Here is a 15,676-nt window from a genome sequence, read left to right on the forward strand (position 1 = left end):
GGGACGACGCCCCCTCGATGCTGCCGTGGAACGCAGCGGGTGCGGCTCCCTCCCGGGCCCCCCGCCAGCGCCGCCGGGAAGGAACCATGCACACCAGTGCCGCACGTCGTCCCGCGAGGACCTCGTCCTCGCTCCTGCTGCTCGTCGTCGTCGGGCTGCTGGTGCTCCTCGGCGCCGGCCCGGCCTCGTCCGCGACCGGGGTGCGGACCGCGGACGCCGAGGGCTCGCTGTGCACCGACGGCCAGGGCGTCAGCGTCGTGGTCGACCCCGGCTCCCTCGGCGGGGCCGTCCAGCAGGACTGCGTCGAGGACGGCGGCGGCCGGCTCGCCACCGACGTCTTCGCCTCCGCCGGCCACGAGCTGACCCCGGTCGGGGAGTTCCCCGGCGCCGCCTGCAAGGTCGACGGCGAGCCCGCCGACGCCGCCTGCCAGTCGATGCCGCCGGCCGACGCCTACTGGGGCCTCTACCTCGCCACCGGCGACGCCTGGGACTACGCCCCCAAGGGCGCCGACGAGCTGGAGCTCGAGGACGGCGCCTTCGTGGCCTTCGCCTGGCAGGACAGCTCGGAGTCCACCCCGCCGTCGGTCGAGCCGGTCGCGGCCACCGCGTCGGCCTCGCCGTCGCCCTCCACGGGGGCCGAGGTGGACAGCCCCGACTCCGGCGACGGCACCGGTGAGAGCTCGGTGGAGAGCAACGACGCCGGCGACCTGGCGATCTACATCCCCCTCGCCGTCCTCGCCCTGCTGGCGGGCTCGGTCGGCTTCCTGCTGCTGCGCCGGCGCAAGCACGCCGGGGAGTGACCCCGCGGTGGCGGGAGCGGTGAGCAGGGCGCGCCCCGCACGCGACCTGCATCCCGCGGCGTGGTGGTCGTGGGCCCTCGGGCTCGCGGCCGCCGCCACCGCCACCACCAACCCGGTGCTGCTGCTCGGGCTGGTGGGGGTGGCGTCGCTGACCGTCGTGCTGCGTCGCTCCGACCACCCCTGGTCGGCCTCCTTCACCCTGTACCTCTGGCTCGGCGTCGCCGTGGTCGTCGTCCGCGTGGTGCTCCGCCTGCTGCTGGGCGGCGGCGGGGGCGGCACGGTCTGGCTGGACCTGCCGGAGGTGCCGCTGCCCGACTGGGTCGCCGGCATCCGGCTGCTGGGTCCGGTCACCCAGGAGTCGTTCCTCGCGGGGCTCTACGACGGCCTCCGGCTGGCCACCCTGCTGATCTGCGTGGGCGCCGCCAACGCGTTGGCCAACCCCAAGCGGTTGCTCCGCTCGCTGCCCCCGGCGCTCTACGAGGTCGGGACGGCCGTCGTGGTCGCGGTGGCGCTGCTGCCCCAGCTGGCCGACAGCCTGCGCCGCGTCCGCGCCGCCCGGCAGCTGCGCGGGGTGTCCGGCGGCCGGCTGCGACGGCTGCGCGGCGTGGTCGTGCCCGTGCTCGAGGACGCCCTGGAGCGCTCGATGGCGCTGGCAGCCGGCATGGACGCCCGGGGGTACGGCCGCGTCGGCGCGCTCAGCCGCGGCCGGCGTACGACGACCGGGGGACTGCTGCTGCTCGGGCTGTGCGGCATCTGCGTCGGCAGCTACGCCCTGCTCGACCAGACCGCCCCGCGCTGGCTGGTCGGCGGGGGACTGGGCCTGGGGGTGCTGCTGGCGGGCGTGGGGCTGTGGTCGGCCGGTCGCCGCGTGCGCCGTACCCGCTACCGCCCCGACCGCTGGCGTGCTGAGGAGGTCGTGGTCGCGCTCACCGGGATCGTCGTGGCCTGGGCGCTGCGCGACGCCGTCCCGCTGGCCGTCCTGACCCCCGCCCTGGACGCCGCGCCCCCGGTGACCGCGACCGCGCTGCTCGTGGTCGCCGCCGGGCTGCTGGCCGCCGTGGTCGCACCGCCGCCGGCGCTGTCGGACCCGGACGACCGCGGCGCCGCGCTGGCCCGCCGCCACGCCCACCGGGCCCGGAACGACCGCGGGCAGGAGGTCACCCGTGCTGGAGCTGCGTGAGGTCACCTTTCGCTACGACCCGGCGGCGCCACCGGTGCTGGCCGGGGTCGACCTGACCCTGGAGGAGGGCGAGCTGGTGCTGGTCGCCGGGCGCACCGGCGTCGGCAAGTCGACGCTGCTCGGGGTGCTCGACGGGCTGGTCCCGGCGTTCACGGGTGGACTGCTCTCGGGCGACGTGCTCCTCGACGGGGCGAGCGTGCTCCACCTGCCGCCGCGCGACCGCGCCCACGTCGTGGGGTACGTCGGCCAGGACCCGACCGCCGGCTTCGTGACCGACACCGTCGAGGAGGAGCTGGCCTACGGCATGGAGCAGCTCGGCCTCGACCCGGCCACCATGCGCCGCCGCGTCGAGGAGACCCTCGACCTGCTCGGGATCGCCGAGCTCCGCGGTCGCGACCTGCGCGCCCTGTCGGGGGGCCAGCAGCAGCGGGTGGCGATCGGCTCGGTGCTGACGATGCACCCCCGGCTGCTGGTGCTCGACGAGCCGACCTCGGCGCTGGACCCGACGGCCGCCGAGGACGTGCTCGCCACCCTGACCCGTCTCGTGCACGACCTGGGCGTCACGGTGGTGGTGGCCGAGCACAGGCTCGAGCGCGTGGTGCCCTTCGTCGACCGGGTGGTCCTGGTCGAGGGCGACGGCCGGGTGCGCGCGGGCGACCCCGCGGAGATGCTCGAGCACTCCCCGGTGGCCCCGCCCATCGTCGAGCTCGGCCGGTGGGCGGGCTGGTCGCCGCTGCCGCTCAGCGTCCGCGACGCCCGGCGCCGCGCGTCCCGGCTCGCGCTCGTGCCCCGGGCGGCCGAGGCGCTCCCCCCGACCCGTCCGGCGCTGGTGGCGCGCGGAGTCTCGGTGCTCCACGGTCGGCGTACGACGCTCCTCGGGGTCGACCTCACCGTCGGGCACGGTCAGGTGACCGCGCTGATGGGCCGCAACGGCTCGGGGAAGTCGACGCTGCTGTGGACGCTCCAGGGCTCCCGCGCCCGAGCCGCCGGCAGCGTGCTGGTCGGCGACACCGATCCCGCCACCCTGCCCGCCGCCGGGCGACGGCGGCTGGTCGGGCTGGTGCCGCAGACCGCCGCCGACCTGCTCTACCTCGAGACCGTGGAGGAGGAGTGCGCCGCCGCGGACGCCGAGGCCGAGCAGCCGCCCGGGACCGCCTCGCAGCTGCTCGAGCGGCTGGTGCCCGGCGTCGACCGGCGCGCCCACCCCCGGGACCTGTCCGAGGGCCAGCGCCTCGCCGTGGTGCTCGCGGTGGTGCTGACGGCCCGCCCCGAGGTGCTGCTGCTCGACGAGCCCACCCGTGGCCTGGACTACCCCGGGAAGCAGGCGCTCGCCGAGGTGCTGACCGGCCTCGCCGCCGCCGACCGGGCGGTGCTGGTGGCCACCCACGACGTCGAGTTCGTGGCCCAGGTCGCCGACCAGGTGGTCGTGCTCGCCCAGGGCGAGGTGGTCTCGGCCGGGCCCACCGCCCGGGTCGTGGCCGAGTCGCCGGCCTTCGCGCCGCAGGTGCACAAGATCCTCGGCGGTGCCTTTCTCACGGTGGCCCAGGTCGTGGCGGCCTCGTCGGGGGAGGGCCGGTGAGCGCGCCGGTGCGCGACCCCGCGGCCGTCGGCCGTCCCGACCCGCCCGGGCTGCGGCTGCGGCCGCGCTCGGCGCTGGTGCTCGGCCTGGCGTCGGTGGCGGGTCTGGTGATGTTCTGCTGGCCGCTGCTGCTGCAGGTGCGTGCCGACGCCGACACCGTGCAGCCGCCGTTCGTCTTCATGCTGCTGCTGCCGGTGGTGATCGTGGTCTGCCTCGCGGAGTTCAGCGAGGGCGGCATGGACTCCAAGGTCCTGGCCGTGCTGGCGGTGCTGACCGCGGTCAACGCCGTGATGCGCGGGCTGTCGGCCGGGGTCGGCGGCATCGAGCTGGTGTTCTTCCTGCTGATCCTCGGCGGTCGCGTCTTCGGCGCCGGGTTCGGCTTCGTGCTCGGCTGCACCTCGCTGTTCGCCTCGGCCCTGCTCACCGGGGGCGTGGGGTCGTGGCTGCCGTTCCAGATGATGGCCTCGGCGTGGGTCGGGGCGGGGGCGGGGCTGCTGCCGCGCCGCGTCCGGGGACGCGGCGAGGTGGCGATGCTGGTGCTCTACGGCGTCGTCGCGGCGTACGCCTTCGGGCTGGCCATGAACCTCACGAGCTGGCCCTTCGCGCTCGGGATCTCGGTGCCGGGCCACGACGGCGGGCTCGCGTTCGTGCCCGGCGACCCCCTGCTCGAGAACCTCCGGCGCTTCGGCGTCTACACGCTGCTGACCTCCACGGGGAGCTGGGACACCGGCCGGGCGGTGACGACCGGGGTCGCGCTGGTGGTACTGGGACCCGCGGTGCTGGCCACGCTGCGGCGCGCCGTGCGCCGCGCCACGGTGGTCCGCGTCGGGCCCGTGGACACGGCCGCCCCGGCTGGGCCCGGCCGCTAGCCTCGCCGCATGAAGAGGCTCGTCGCCCTGCTCGTCGCCCCCGTCGTCGTGCTCGCCGGGTGTGGTGGTGGGGGCGAGGCCACCGAGCCCGAGGTGAGCGAGACGCCGTCCCCCGGCACCGCGGACACCGGCTCGGCCGCCGCCTCCCCGAGCCCGTCGGAGACCGTCGAGGCCGCCTCGGCGCGGCCGAAGGTCGTCGGCACCGTCGCCAGCGGGCTGCAGGCCCCGTGGGGCATCGACTTCCTGCCCGACGGCTCCGCGCTGGTGACCGAGCGCGACACCGAGCGCGTCTTCCAGGTCGGCGACGGCGAGGTGACCCGGGTCGGCCAGCTCGACCAGACCGAGCCCGACGGCGAGGGCGGGCTGTTGGGCGTCGCGGTGTCACCGTCGTACGCCGAGGACGCGACCGTCTTCTTCTACCTCACCACCGGCGACGACAACCGCGTGGTCAGGGCGACCTTCCGCAACGGTCGGCTCGGTGACGCGACGCCGGTGCTGACCGACATCCCGCGCAACGACTACCACGACGGGGGCCGGCTGCTGTTCGGTCCCGACGACATGCTCTACGTCTCCACCGGCGACGCCGGGGACACCGAGAACGCCCAGGACCTGGAGTCGCTCGGCGGCAAGATCCTGCGGATCACTCCCGAGGGCGAGCCGGCGCCGGGCAACCCCGACCCGGACTCACCGGTCTGGTCCTACGGCCACCGCAACGTCCAGGGCCTCGCCTTCGACGACCAGGACCGCCTCTGGGCCTCCGAGTTCGGCGACCAGACCTGGGACGAGCTCAACCGGATCGAGAAGGGCGGCAACTACGGGTGGCCGGAGGTCGAGGGCCGCGACGGCGAGCTCGCGGGCGCGATCGAGCCGCAGGTGCAGTGGGCCACCGACGACAGCTCCCCGTCGGGCCTCGCCTTCGTCGACGGCCGGCTGTGGCTCGGCGCGCTCCAGGGTCAGCGGCTGTGGCGCGTCGACGTCGACGGGTCGCGGGCGCGTGACCAGAAGGGCTTCTTCGTCGGCGACTACGGCCGGATCCGCACCGTCGTCACCGCGCCCGACGGGCGGCTGTGGGTGACCACGTCCAACCGCGACGGCCGGGGAGAGCCCAGCCGCGAGGACGACCGGATCCTGCTGGTCGAGCCCTAGGAGACCGTGCCGTCCTGGGTGCGGGGCGAGTCGGGGATCCGCGCGAGCAGCGCCAGCAGCTCGGCGTGGACCTCCGAGGGACGCTCCATCGGCAGGAAGTGGGTGGCCCGCAGCAGGCGGTAGGTCGCCCCGGGGATCCGCTCGGCGGCGGTGCGCATGTCGTGGGCCGAGGCGAGCACGTCGGTGCGACCGGCGAGGAAGCTGGTCGGCACCGAGATCCTCCGCAGCGAGACCCGCGCGTGCTGCGAGGAGTGGTAGGCGAGGTGCATGTACCACTCCACCGGCGTGGTCAGGAACTCCCGCACGGCCCGGCGCGACAGCCCCTCGTCGGCGACCGGCGCCATGAAGCCGCTGTGGGTGAGCAGGTGCAGCGCACGCGGGCCGATCGCGAGCTGCGAGGACCACGGCGTGACGGCCCGGCCGACGGTCATGGCGACCCGCGTGAGGTTGACCGTCAGCGGCTTGCGCAGCGGCCGGGGGATGCGCAGCGGGGCGCCCATCGAGGCGAAGGTGTCGCCGGGCACCCCGCCCACGGCGTACAGGCCCGTGACGCGCTCGGGATGGCGCACGGCCACCTCGAACATCGTGTTGACCCCCATCGACCAGCCCATCAGCACGCACGCGTCGATGCCGGCGTCGTCCATCACCGCCAGGGCGTCCTCGGCGAAGGCGTCGATCCCGACGCGGTCGCGGTCGGTCGGGCGCTCCGATCCGCCGGTGCCGCGGTGGTTCCACGACACCACCCGCACCCCGCAGCCGGGGTCGAGCAGCGACGGCCAGGCGTAGGGGTTGGTGCCGAGCCCGTTGCACAGCAGCACCGTCGGGCCCTCGACGTCGTTGGTCCACGCCTGCAGCACGGTCCCGTCGGCGCTCTTGACGGGGTAGTAGCGCAGCGCCAGCCCCTCGTCGGCCGAGGGGGCGATCGTGAGCGGGCGGGGACGGTGGCGGGCCATGGGCGCAGTGTGCCGGACCGCGGACCCGTGCGCCCGGCAATCCCCCTGCCGTCCCGCGGGACGGGCGGCCGGGGTGGTGCCTCAGCCCAGCGCGGCCGTCCGCGGCGCCGGGCGGACGGCACCGACGGCGGTGCCGGTGCGGTGGGCGACCACCGTCTCGACGTACGCCGCCACCTCGTCGCGCTCGCGACGCTGCGCGGCGAGGGCGGTGGACGCGGCCATCGCGTTGCGGCAGGCGGCCTGCTGGCTGCGCTCGGCCCACCCGGCCAGGGGGCTGCGCGGGGCTCGGAGCGGTGCGACGAGGTGGAACATGGTGGTCTCCCCTGGTGGTGCTCTCCCGGAAGGTCCAACCTAGGCAGCGGGCGGGTCCGCGACGTCTCTGTCGTGTGACGAGTGCGTGAACTCCACCGATGAGTCCGCGCGCTCACGCGGGTCGGTCCCTGCGACGACACGAGAGGAGCAGGCGATGGCGAGCACGACGGTGCTGCTGGTGGGCACGCGCAAGGGGCTGTGGGTGGGGCGCTCGGACGCCGAGCGGCGCGACTGGAGCTGGAGCGGACCGCACTTCGACATGGAGGAGGTCTACTCCTGCGCCGTCGACACCCGCGGCGGGGAGACCCGGTTGCTGGCCGGGGCCTCGTCGATGTGGCTGGGTCCGCGCGTACGCCGCTCGGCCGACCTCGGCGCGACCTGGGAGGAGGGCGACGGCGGCGGGGTGCGCTTCCCCGACGACGTCGAGCGCAGCGTGGAGCGGGTGTGGCAGCTCGTGCCCGGGGCCGAGGACGGGGTGGTCTGGGCCGGCACCGAGCCCGGCGCGGTCTGGCGCTCGGGCGACGGCGGGGCGACGTTCGAGCTGGAGCGGGGACTGTGGGAGCACCCGCACCGCGAGCAGTGGGGCGCGGGCTTCGGCGGGCAGGCCTTCCACACGATCCTGCCGCACCCCACCGACGCCGACTCCGTCACGGTGGCGATCTCGACGGGGGGCGTCTACCGCACCCAGGACGGCGGTCACTCCTGGGAGCCGCGCAACGCCGGGATCCGGGCGGAGTTCCTGCCCGAGGGCGAGCAGTACCCCGAGTTCGGCCAGTGCGTGCACAAGGTCGCGCGCCACCCCGCGCGTCCCGAGCGGCTCTACCTCCAGAACCACGGCGGCGTCTACCGCTCCGACGACGAGGGCGGCTCCTGGACCTACATCGCCGACGGCCTGCCCGCCGACTTCGGGTTCCCCGTCGTGGTGCACCCGCACGAGCCGGACACGCTGTTCGTCTTCCCGATCGGCGGGAGCGGGGGGCGCTACCCGCCGGGTGCGAGGGCCCGGGTCTGGCGCTCCCGCGACGCGGGCGGGACCTGGCAGGAGCTGGCCGAGGGGCTGCCGGACTCCTTCTACGTCGCGGTCATGCGCGACGCGATGTGCGTCGACGACCACGAGCAGCCCGGCCTCTACTTCGGTGCCCGCAACGGCGCGGTCTGGGGCAGCGCCGACGCGGGGGAGACGTGGGAGGAGCTGGTCCGCGACCTGCCCGACGTGATGGTGGTGCGGGCGGCGTCGGTCGCCGACTAGCGGGGCGGCGGGCTGGTGGGCGGGACCAGCTCGTCGGCGTCGACCACCCGGTCGGCGGCGGCACGACCGGCGGTGACCAGGGCCGCGTTGGCGTCGTCGACCCGCGCGACCCAGGCCTCGGCCTCCTGCGGGGTCTTGCCGAACCGGACGTGGCGGGCGACCAGCCGGGCGCGGCGTACGACCTCGTCGACCTCGACCCACCAGCACTCGTCGACCTGCGCCCGCACGGCGCGCCACTCCGGGGTGTCCAGCAGCAGGTAGTTGCCCTCGGTCACCACGACCTCGGCGTCCGCCGGCACCCCGATGGCACCGGCGAGCGGCTGCTCGAGGTCGCGCTCGAAGGCGGGCGCCCACACGGTGTGCCCGGTCTCCGTGCGCAGCCGGGCCAGCAGCGCGGCGTACCCGAAGGCGTCGAAGGTCTCCGGCGCCCCCTTGCGGTCCCGCAGGTCCAGGGAGTCCAGGGCCACGTCGGCGAGGTGGAAGCCGTCCATGGGCACGTGGACCCCGCCGAGCCGGGCGGCCAGCGCCACGGCGTAGGTCGTCTTGCCCGCCCCGGGGGCGCCGGCGATGCCGATGATGCGTCTCACGGACGCCACCCTGCCAGGATTAGGCTCAGCCCCATGACCGGCACCCCCGACATCAAGCCCCGTTCGCGCGCCGTCACCGACGGCCTGGAGGCCACCGCCGCGCGCGGCATGCTCCGGGCCGTGGGCATGGGCGACGACGACTGGGTCAAGCCCCAGATCGGCGTCGCGTCGAGCTGGAACGAGATCACCCCGTGCAACCTGTCGCTGCAGCGCCTCGCGCAGGCGGTCAAGAGCGGCGTGCACGCGGCGGGTGGGTTCCCGCTGGAGTTCGGGACCATCTCGGTCTCCGACGGCATCTCGATGGGCCACGAGGGGATGCACTTCTCGCTGGTCTCCCGCGAGGTCATCGCCGACTCGGTCGAGACCGTGATGATGGCCGAGCGGCTCGACGGCTCGGTGCTGCTGGCCGGCTGCGACAAGTCGCTGCCCGGCATGCTGATGGCCGCGGCCCGGCTCGACCTGTCCTCGGTGTTCCTGTACGCCGGCACGATCCTCCCCGGCAAGGTCGACGGCGAGGACGTCACCATCATCGACGCCTTCGAGGCCGTCGGCGCCTGCCTGGCCGGCAAGATCAGCCGCGAGCAGGTCGACAAGGTCGAGCGCGCGATCTGTCCGGGCGAGGGCGCCTGCGGCGGTGCCTACACCGCCAACACGATGGCCGCCGTCGCCGAGGCGCTGGGCATGTCGCTGCCGGGCTCCTCGGCCCCGCCCGCGGTCGACCGTCGCCGCGACGGGTACGCCCACAAGTCCGGCGAGGCCGTCGTCGAGCTGCTGCGCCGCGGCATCACCGCGCGGCAGATCCTGACCAAGGAGGCCTTCGAGAACGCCATCGCCGTCGCGATGGCGCTGGGCGGCTCCACCAACGCCGTGCTCCACCTGCTCGCCATCGCCCGCGAGGCCGAGGTCGACCTCACCCTGGCCGACTTCACCCGCATCGGCAGCCGGGTGCCGCACCTCGCCGACGTGAAGCCGTTCGGCAAGTACGTCTGGGTCGACCTCGACCGCGTGGGGGGCATCCCGATGGTGATGAAGGCGCTGCTCGAGGCCGGGCTGATGCACGGCGACTGCCTGACCGTGACCGGCAAGACCCTGGCCGAGAACCTCGCCGACATCGACCCGCCCGCCGTCGACGGCGGCGTCATCCGTGAGCTGACCTCGCCCATCCACGCCACCGGCGGCCTGACCATCCTGCACGGCTCGCTCGCCCCCGAGGGCGCGGTCGTGAAGTCGGCCGGCTTCGACGGCACCGTCATCCAGGGCACCGCCCGCGTCTTCGACGGCGAGCGCGCCGCGATGGACGCCCTCGCCGAGGGCGGCATCAGCGCCGGCGACGCCGTGGTGATCCGCTACGAGGGCCCCAAGGGCGGGCCCGGCATGCGCGAGATGCTCGCCATCACCGGTGCGATCAAGGGCGCCGGCCTGGGCAAGGACGTGCTGCTGCTCACCGACGGCCGGTTCTCCGGCGGCACCACCGGCCTGTGCGTCGGCCACGTCGCCCCCGAGGCCTCCGACGGCGGCCCGATCGCGTTCCTGCGCGACGGCGACCAGATCACCCTCGACGTCACGAACATGACCCTCGACGTCGACGTCTCGCCCGAGGAGCTCGAGTCGCGCCGCGAGGGCTGGGTGCCGCGGGAGCCGAAGTTCACCCGTGGGGTGCTGGGCAAGTACGCCAAGGTCGTCCAGTCCGCCGCCCACGGCGCGGTCTGCGGCTGACCCGGCCCCTCGACGCCCGGCCCCTCGACGCCCGGGCGCTGCGGTGGCAGGGTCGGCAGGCATGGACCAACGGATCAGCTTCGTCACCCTGGCCGTCGAGGACGTCGAGCGCAGCCGGGCGTTCTACGTCGACGGCCTCGGCTGGGAGCCCGAGCTGCTCGTGCCCGGCGAGGTGCTGATGCTGCGCGCGGGGGAGCGGCTGGTGCTCTCGCTGTGGTCGTTGGCGGAGTTCGAGGACGAGATCGGTCCCGTACGCCGCGGCGAGGGCGTCTCGCCGATCACGCTGGCCCACAACGTGGCCACCGAGCCCGAGGTCGACGAGGTGCTGGCGCTCGCCCGCTCCCTCGGCGCCACCGTGGCCGGTCCGCAGCACCGGGCCTGGGGCGGCTACACCGGCTACTTCGCCGACCCGGACGGCTTCCGGTGGGAGATCGCCACCAACCCCGGCGAGATCGGGCAGCTGGTCCTGCCCTAGCCGGTGACCGGGGTGATCGGGCCGGTCGCCTCGCCCGGGTCGTCGTCCGCCGCACGGTCGTCGTCGGCGGCGTCCCGGTCGACGCGCGGGCCCCGGCCCGGAGGGAGCGCGGCCGGACCGCCGGGGCGGCGTACGAGCACGAAGACGGTCCAGGCCACCATCAGCCCGGCCAGCACGCCCAGCCCGAGGCGGGGGATGAGCGGCAGCCCGATGCCGATGAAGCCGCCGACCACCCAGGAGAGCTGCAGCATCGTCTCCGAGCGCGCGAAGGCCGACGTGCGGTGCCGCTCGGGCACCGAGGTCTGGATGGTCGAGTCGAGCGAGACCTTGCCCATGGCCTGGGCCACGCCCGCGGTGAGGCCGAGCGCGACCGCCGCCAGCAGCCCGTAGAACAGCGCGGCCACGACCGACATCGCGGCGTCCGCGAGCAGCGCCACCACCACCGTCAGGGCAGGGGTCACCCGTCGGAGCATGGACCCGAGCCCGATGCCGACGGTGTTGCCGAGCCCGGCGGCGCCGATCACCAGGCCGAGCAGCAGGGTGGCCTTGTCCTCCCAGCCGGGGAACGGCTGGTCGCGCAGCAGGAAGGCCATGTACATCGTCAGGAAGCCCGAGAGCATCCGCAGCCCGGCGTTGCACCGCAGCGCGAAGCCGACGTCGGCGGGGATCTTGAACTTGCGGCTCTCCCCGCCGAGGCTCACCGGCAGCTCGTCGCCCGTGGCGTCCGCCCTGGCCGGGAGCAGGATCGAGAGGATCGTCGCGCCGGCGAAGACGACGAACGCGTAGCGCAGCGACCACTGCGCCCCGAAGTACGACGCCCCGCCCGCGAGCGGCGCCGAGATCGCGGCGCCCACGACCCCGGCCAGCGAGATCCGGCTGTTGGCCTTGACCAGGGTCAGCGAGGCCGGCTGCAGCCGCGGCACCGTCGCGGCCCGGGCGACGCCGTAGGCCTTGGAGGAGACCAGGACGCCGAGCGCGGTGGGATACATCAGCAGCGACTGGGAGGCGACCGCGTCGGCCATCAGCCAGCAGAAGAAGGCGCGCAGCGCCATGGTGGCGCCGATCGCCCACCGGCGGCCGTGGCTGAACCGGTCGAGGAACGGGCCGAGCAGCGGCGCGACCACCGCGAAGGGGAGCATCGTGAGGCCGAGGAACAGCGCGATCGGCCCGCGGGCCTCACCGGGCTGGGCGAAGAACAGCGTCCCGGCCAGCGAGATCGCGACCGCGGCGTCACCCGCGGCGTTGAAGGCGTGCAGCTCGATCAGTCGGTAGAGGCCGGAGTCGCCCGCGCCCTCGGCGTGCGAGGCGCGACGCGCCTGGCGCACGGTGTACGACGCTCCCCGGCCCGTCGCCGACCCGGCACGCCTCAGGCCGCGCCCGGTCGCCCCGACGAGTCGTCGGCTGCGTCCCTCCTCGCCGTCCATGCGCCCATCCTGCCAACAACGGGCGGGCACCCGGAGGGCCGGGGAGACACGACCCGGCCCGATGGGGGATGATCGCCGACGTGATGTCCGCAGCCGACCAGGTCCCGTCCGAGGTGTCCTCCGGGGCCTCCGCCGAGGCCGTCGACACCGCCCGCGCCGTGCTCGTCGAGCAGGTCGGCGGCGAGCTCGTCGGCGAGCACCTCGGCGCCGAGCCCGAGGGCGACGGCGTCGTCAGCCACCGCTTCGCCTGCCGCCAGCCCGGCTACCGCGGCTGGGTGTGGGCCGTGGTCACCGTCCTCCCCGGGGACGGCCTGCCCGTCACCGTCGACGAGGTGGTGATGCTGCCGGGCGACGACGCGATCGTGGCGCCGGAGTGGGTGCCCTACCGCGAGCGGATCAAGCCGGGCGACCTCTCTCCCGGCGACCTGCTCCCCGCCGACGAGGACGACCACCGGCTGGTCCCGACCTGGCTCGAGGGCGACCGCCCCGACCCGGTCGCGCGCGCCGTGGTGGAGGAGATCGGCCTCGGCCGGCCCCGCGTCCTCTCGCTGGAGGGGCGCGACGCCGCCGCCGAGCGGTGGTACGCCGGTGACCAGGGCCCGGACACCCCGCTGGCCCAGTCGGCACCCGGCCGCTGCGGGGGCTGTGGCTTCCTGGTGCGCCTGACCGGGCCGCTCGCGACGATGTTCGGCGTCTGCGCCAACGAGTACGCCAACGACGACGCCCGCGTGGTCTCGCTCGACCACGGCTGCGGCGCCCACTCCGAGGCCCAGCTGCGGCGCAAGCAGCTGCCGCCGCCGCTGCCCGACCACGTGCTCGACACGATCGTGCGCGACGACCTCGAGCAGTTCTGAGACCAGGGCCGCCGCGTCAGTCGGTGCGCGTGCCCTTCACGGCGTAGCGCGCGACCAGGAGGTCGCCGTTGCGCTCGTGGGCGAGCAGCTCCAGGTCGAGCCGGCGCGGCAGCAGCGGCCGCCCGGCGCCGAGCACGACCGAGGCGACCGAGACCAGCACCTCGTCGAGCCGGCCCAAGTCGGCGAACTGGCCCGCCAGGTCACCTCCGCCGATGACCCAGACGTCCCTGTCCCCGGCCGAGGCCAGGATCGCGTCGAGGTGGTCGGCGAGCGGGCCGGACACGAGCCGCACGCCGTCGCGGCGTACGGGCAGGTCGCGGTGGGTGAAGACCCACACCGGCTGGCCCGGGCCGGGGTCCCAGTCGGGCTCGTGCTCCTGGAGCCACTCGTAGGTCGTCGCGCCCATCACCTGGGCGCCGATGCCCGCCACGAAGGCGTCGAAGTCGCCGAGGCCGCCGGGCTCGTGCTGCTGCTCGAAGAGCCAGGCCAGCGAGTCGTGCTCGTCGGCCAGGAAGCCGTCGAGGGTGGTGGCGGTGTAGTAGCGGCAGCGGGTCACGGCGCGGGGTCCTCCTCGGGGAGCAGGCCCTCCTTGCGCAGCCGGCGCCGCCGGCGGCAGTGGTCCCAGCCCACCAGGCCCAGGCCGAAGCCCGCGACGCAGGTCCACAGCCACCACAGGTGGCCGTCCTCGCGGAGCCGGGCGTGGAAGGGCAGCAGCACCAGCAGGCCGAGCAGCCACAGCGCCGTGCCGACCTGCATGGTGCGGACGCCGTCGAGGTCGAGGGGCGCGACGTCGGCGACGATGTAGGTGCGGTTGCCGATCTCGTGGACCACCGGCTGCTCGTCGTCGGGCACGGAGGTCAATCTAGCCGTCCCACGTGGGGGGCTGGGAAACACAGCGGTGACCCACGGGTGGTTCGATACCGCCCGTGGACACCTTCTTCAAGATCACCGAGCGCGGCTCGACCGTCGCGCGCGAGGTGCGCGGCGGCATCGTCACCTTCTTCACGATGGCCTACATCATCGTGCTCAACCCCCTGATCCTGGGCTTCGCGCCCGACGCCAGCGGCGGCTTCCTCGGTGGTGTGGAGCCCCCGGGCAACCTGCCGATGATCGCCGCGGGCACCGCGCTGGTGGCCGGGGTGATGACGATCGCCATGGGCGTGGTGGCCAACTTCCCGCTGGCCCTGGCGACCGGCCTCGGGCTCAACGCCTTCGTCGCCTTCGCGATCGCCTCCCAGATGACCTGGGCCGACGCGATGGGCCTGGTGGTCCTCGAGGGCATCGTCATCCTGGTCCTGGTGCTGACCGGGTTCCGGGAGGCGGTCTTCCACGCGGTGCCGGCCCAGCTCAAGATCGCCATCTCGGTCGGCATCGGCCTGTTCATCGCCCTGATCGGCTTCGTCGACGCGGGCTTCGTGCGCCGCATCCCTGACGCCGCCAACACCACCGTGCCGGTCCAGCTCGGCCCCAGCGGCCAGCTGCAGGGCTGGCCCGTCCTGGTGTTCTGCCTCGGCCTGGTGCTGGTCGTCGCGCTGTGGGTGCTGCGCGTCAAGGGCGCCATCCTGATCTCGATCCTGGTCACCACCGTGGTGGCGGTCGTGGCCGAGGCGGTCGGCGACTTCGGCTCCGGCGGTGCGGACAACCCCACCGGTTGGGCGCTGACCAAGCCCTCGCTGCCCGGCAACGTCGTCGACGTCCCCGACTTCGGCACGCTCGGCCAGTTCAACCTGCTCGGCTCCTTCGCCGAGGTCGGTGTCGTCGCCGCGATCCTGCTGGTCTTCACCCTGATGCTCGCCGACTTCTTCGACACCATGGGCACGATGACCGCGATCGGCGCGGAGGCCGGCCTGCTCGACGAGCAGGGCGCTCCGCCGCGCACCCGTCGGATCCTCGTCGTCGACTCCGTGGCCGCGGTCGCGGGTGGTGCCGCGGGCGTGTCGTCCAACACCTCCTACATCGAGTCGGCCTCCGGCGTGGGGGAGGGTGCCCGCACCGGCCTCGCCTCGGTCGTGACCGGCGTCTGCTTCCTGCTCTCGATCTTCCTGGCGCCCCTCGTGGCGGTGATCCCCAGCGAGGCGGCCGTCCCGGCCCTGGTGCTCGTCGGCTTCCTGATGATGCAGCAGGTCAAGGGCATCGACTGGGACGACGTCGAGATCGCCCTGCCGGCGTTCCTGACGATCGTGCTGATGCCGTTCACCTACTCCATCACCGTCGGCATCGGTGCCGGCTTCCTGGCCTACGTGCTGATCAAGGTGGTCAAGGGCAAGGTCGCCCAGGTGCACCCGCTGCTGTGGATCATCGCGGTCCTGTTCGTGGCGTACTTCGCGATCAACCCGCTCACCGCGCTGCTGACCTAGGTCGTCCGGGGCCGGCCGCGTCCGGTTTCCCAGGTGATGAACCCGAGCTGCCTCTTCACACACGTCGCGTCGTGTGTGGAGAGGCAGTTTCACTTCATCACCTGGGAAACCGTCGCCCCGTCGGAGGTCCACCACGTTCGCGGAAATACTTAGCACGGGTAATGAGTTACGCTAA

The 15,676-nt window shown here is 74.4% G+C and carries 16 protein-coding genes; 10 read left to right on the forward strand and 6 right to left on the reverse strand.

What is annotated here, in order from left to right:
• Positions 1-86 precede the first annotated feature (86 nt).
• From EDD33_RS20240 to EDD33_RS03900, 5 genes are read left to right on the forward strand one after another with little or no spacing between them, the layout of a single operon-like run.
• Positions 87-800, forward strand: coding sequence for a hypothetical protein (locus EDD33_RS20240; protein ID WP_211332401.1), 714 nt, complete (start codon positions 87-89; stop codon positions 798-800).
• Positions 801-819: 19 nt separating this feature from the next.
• Complete coding sequence (locus EDD33_RS03885; protein WP_211332402.1) at positions 820-1,980, forward strand: energy-coupling factor transporter transmembrane component T; 1,161 nt, start codon at positions 820-822, stop codon at positions 1,978-1,980.
• A complete protein-coding gene (locus tag EDD33_RS03890; protein WP_123389186.1) occupies positions 1,964-3,559 on the forward strand; it encodes an ABC transporter ATP-binding protein in 1,596 nt (531 codons plus the stop codon). The genes EDD33_RS03885 and EDD33_RS03890 overlap by 17 nt, the downstream gene beginning before the upstream one ends.
• On the forward strand, positions 3,556-4,428 hold the full coding sequence (locus tag EDD33_RS03895; RefSeq protein ID WP_246003354.1) for an ECF transporter S component: 873 nt from the start codon (positions 3,556-3,558) through the stop codon (positions 4,426-4,428). The genes EDD33_RS03890 and EDD33_RS03895 overlap by 4 nt, the downstream gene beginning before the upstream one ends.
• Positions 4,429-4,437: 9 nt before the next feature.
• Positions 4,438-5,574, forward strand: coding sequence for a PQQ-dependent sugar dehydrogenase (locus EDD33_RS03900; RefSeq protein WP_123389187.1), 1,137 nt, complete (start codon positions 4,438-4,440; stop codon positions 5,572-5,574).
• Here the strand turns inward: EDD33_RS03900 and EDD33_RS03905 are convergent.
• Together EDD33_RS03905 and EDD33_RS03910 are read right to left on the reverse strand one after the other, a co-directional pair.
• Positions 5,571-6,527, reverse strand: coding sequence for an alpha/beta fold hydrolase (locus tag EDD33_RS03905; protein WP_123389188.1), 957 nt, complete (start codon positions 6,525-6,527; stop codon positions 5,571-5,573). The two genes, EDD33_RS03900 and EDD33_RS03905, sit on opposite strands and share 4 nt — an antisense overlap.
• A gap of 81 nt (positions 6,528-6,608) precedes the next feature.
• Positions 6,609-6,839: a hypothetical protein gene (locus EDD33_RS03910; RefSeq protein WP_123389189.1), complete on the reverse strand. Its 231-nt coding sequence runs from the start codon at positions 6,837-6,839 to the stop codon at positions 6,609-6,611.
• A 154-nt stretch (positions 6,840-6,993) separates the two neighbouring features.
• On the opposite strand from EDD33_RS03910, the gene EDD33_RS03915 reads away from it, so the two are divergent.
• Positions 6,994-8,088 (forward strand): WD40/YVTN/BNR-like repeat-containing protein, encoded by a 1,095-nt coding sequence (locus EDD33_RS03915; protein WP_123389190.1) that lies wholly within the window; start codon positions 6,994-6,996, stop codon positions 8,086-8,088.
• Here EDD33_RS03915 and EDD33_RS03920 read toward each other — a convergent pair.
• On the reverse strand, positions 8,085-8,675 hold the full coding sequence (locus EDD33_RS03920; protein WP_246003355.1) for a nucleoside/nucleotide kinase family protein: 591 nt from the start codon (positions 8,673-8,675) through the stop codon (positions 8,085-8,087). The genes EDD33_RS03915 and EDD33_RS03920 overlap by 4 nt on opposite strands.
• A gap of 33 nt (positions 8,676-8,708) precedes the next feature.
• Here EDD33_RS03920 and ilvD point away from each other — a divergent pair, with 33 nt between their 5' ends.
• Positions 8,709-10,391, forward strand: coding sequence for a dihydroxy-acid dehydratase (gene ilvD, locus EDD33_RS03925; protein ID WP_123389192.1), 1,683 nt, complete (start codon positions 8,709-8,711; stop codon positions 10,389-10,391).
• Between the two features lie 61 nt (positions 10,392-10,452).
• On the forward strand, positions 10,453-10,866 hold the full coding sequence (locus tag EDD33_RS03930) for a VOC family protein (protein WP_123389193.1): 414 nt from the start codon (positions 10,453-10,455) through the stop codon (positions 10,864-10,866).
• On the opposite strand, the gene EDD33_RS03935 is transcribed toward EDD33_RS03930, so the two are convergent.
• Positions 10,863-12,290, reverse strand: coding sequence for an MFS transporter (locus EDD33_RS03935; RefSeq protein WP_123389194.1), 1,428 nt, complete (start codon positions 12,288-12,290; stop codon positions 10,863-10,865). The two genes, EDD33_RS03930 and EDD33_RS03935, sit on opposite strands and share 4 nt — an antisense overlap.
• An 83-nt stretch (positions 12,291-12,373) precedes the next feature.
• On the opposite strand from EDD33_RS03935, the gene EDD33_RS03940 reads away from it, so the two are divergent.
• The gene (locus tag EDD33_RS03940) at positions 12,374-13,144 is read left to right on the forward strand and encodes a DUF3027 domain-containing protein (RefSeq protein ID WP_123392985.1); all 771 of its coding nucleotides are present in this window, start codon (positions 12,374-12,376) and stop codon (positions 13,142-13,144) included.
• Positions 13,145-13,160: 16 nt separating this feature from the next.
• Here EDD33_RS03940 and EDD33_RS03945 read toward each other — a convergent pair whose 3' ends face one another.
• Positions 13,161-13,700 (reverse strand): dihydrofolate reductase family protein, encoded by a 540-nt coding sequence (locus tag EDD33_RS03945; protein WP_123389195.1) that lies wholly within the window; start codon positions 13,698-13,700, stop codon positions 13,161-13,163.
• A complete protein-coding gene (locus EDD33_RS03950) occupies positions 13,697-13,996 on the reverse strand; it encodes a DUF2530 domain-containing protein (protein WP_246003356.1) in 300 nt (99 codons plus the stop codon). The genes EDD33_RS03945 and EDD33_RS03950 overlap by 4 nt, the downstream gene beginning before the upstream one ends.
• A gap of 74 nt (positions 13,997-14,070) precedes the next feature.
• Between EDD33_RS03950 and EDD33_RS03955 the strand changes: the two genes are divergently transcribed.
• On the forward strand, positions 14,071-15,501 hold the full coding sequence (locus tag EDD33_RS03955) for an NCS2 family permease (protein ID WP_342773585.1): 1,431 nt from the start codon (positions 14,071-14,073) through the stop codon (positions 15,499-15,501).
• Positions 15,502-15,676 lie beyond the last annotated feature (175 nt).

It is taken from the genome of Nocardioides aurantiacus, from assembly GCF_003752505.1.
GTDB lineage: Bacteria > Actinomycetota > Actinomycetes > Propionibacteriales > Nocardioidaceae > Marmoricola > Marmoricola aurantiacus.

Bases quoted from the DNA above. Each gene is read 5' to 3' on its own strand.
- EDD33_RS03935 (WP_123389194.1), bottom strand. From the start codon at position 12,290: ATGGACGGCGAGGAGGGACGCAGCCGACGACTCGTCGGGGCGACCGGG.
- EDD33_RS03900 (WP_123389187.1), top strand. From the start codon at position 4,438: ATGAAGAGGCTCGTCGCCCTGCTCGTCGCCCCCGTCGTCGTGCTCGCC.
- EDD33_RS20240 (WP_211332401.1), top strand. From the start codon at position 87: ATGCACACCAGTGCCGCACGTCGTCCCGCGAGGACCTCGTCCTCGCTC.
- EDD33_RS03915 (WP_123389190.1), top strand. From the start codon at position 6,994: ATGGCGAGCACGACGGTGCTGCTGGTGGGCACGCGCAAGGGGCTGTGG.
- EDD33_RS03930 (WP_123389193.1), top strand. From the start codon at position 10,453: ATGGACCAACGGATCAGCTTCGTCACCCTGGCCGTCGAGGACGTCGAG.
- EDD33_RS03910 (WP_123389189.1), bottom strand. From the start codon at position 6,839: ATGTTCCACCTCGTCGCACCGCTCCGAGCCCCGCGCAGCCCCCTGGCC.
- EDD33_RS03940 (WP_123392985.1), top strand. From the start codon at position 12,374: ATGTCCGCAGCCGACCAGGTCCCGTCCGAGGTGTCCTCCGGGGCCTCC.
- EDD33_RS03905 (WP_123389188.1), bottom strand. From the start codon at position 6,527: ATGGCCCGCCACCGTCCCCGCCCGCTCACGATCGCCCCCTCGGCCGAC.
- ilvD (WP_123389192.1), top strand. From the start codon at position 8,709: ATGACCGGCACCCCCGACATCAAGCCCCGTTCGCGCGCCGTCACCGAC.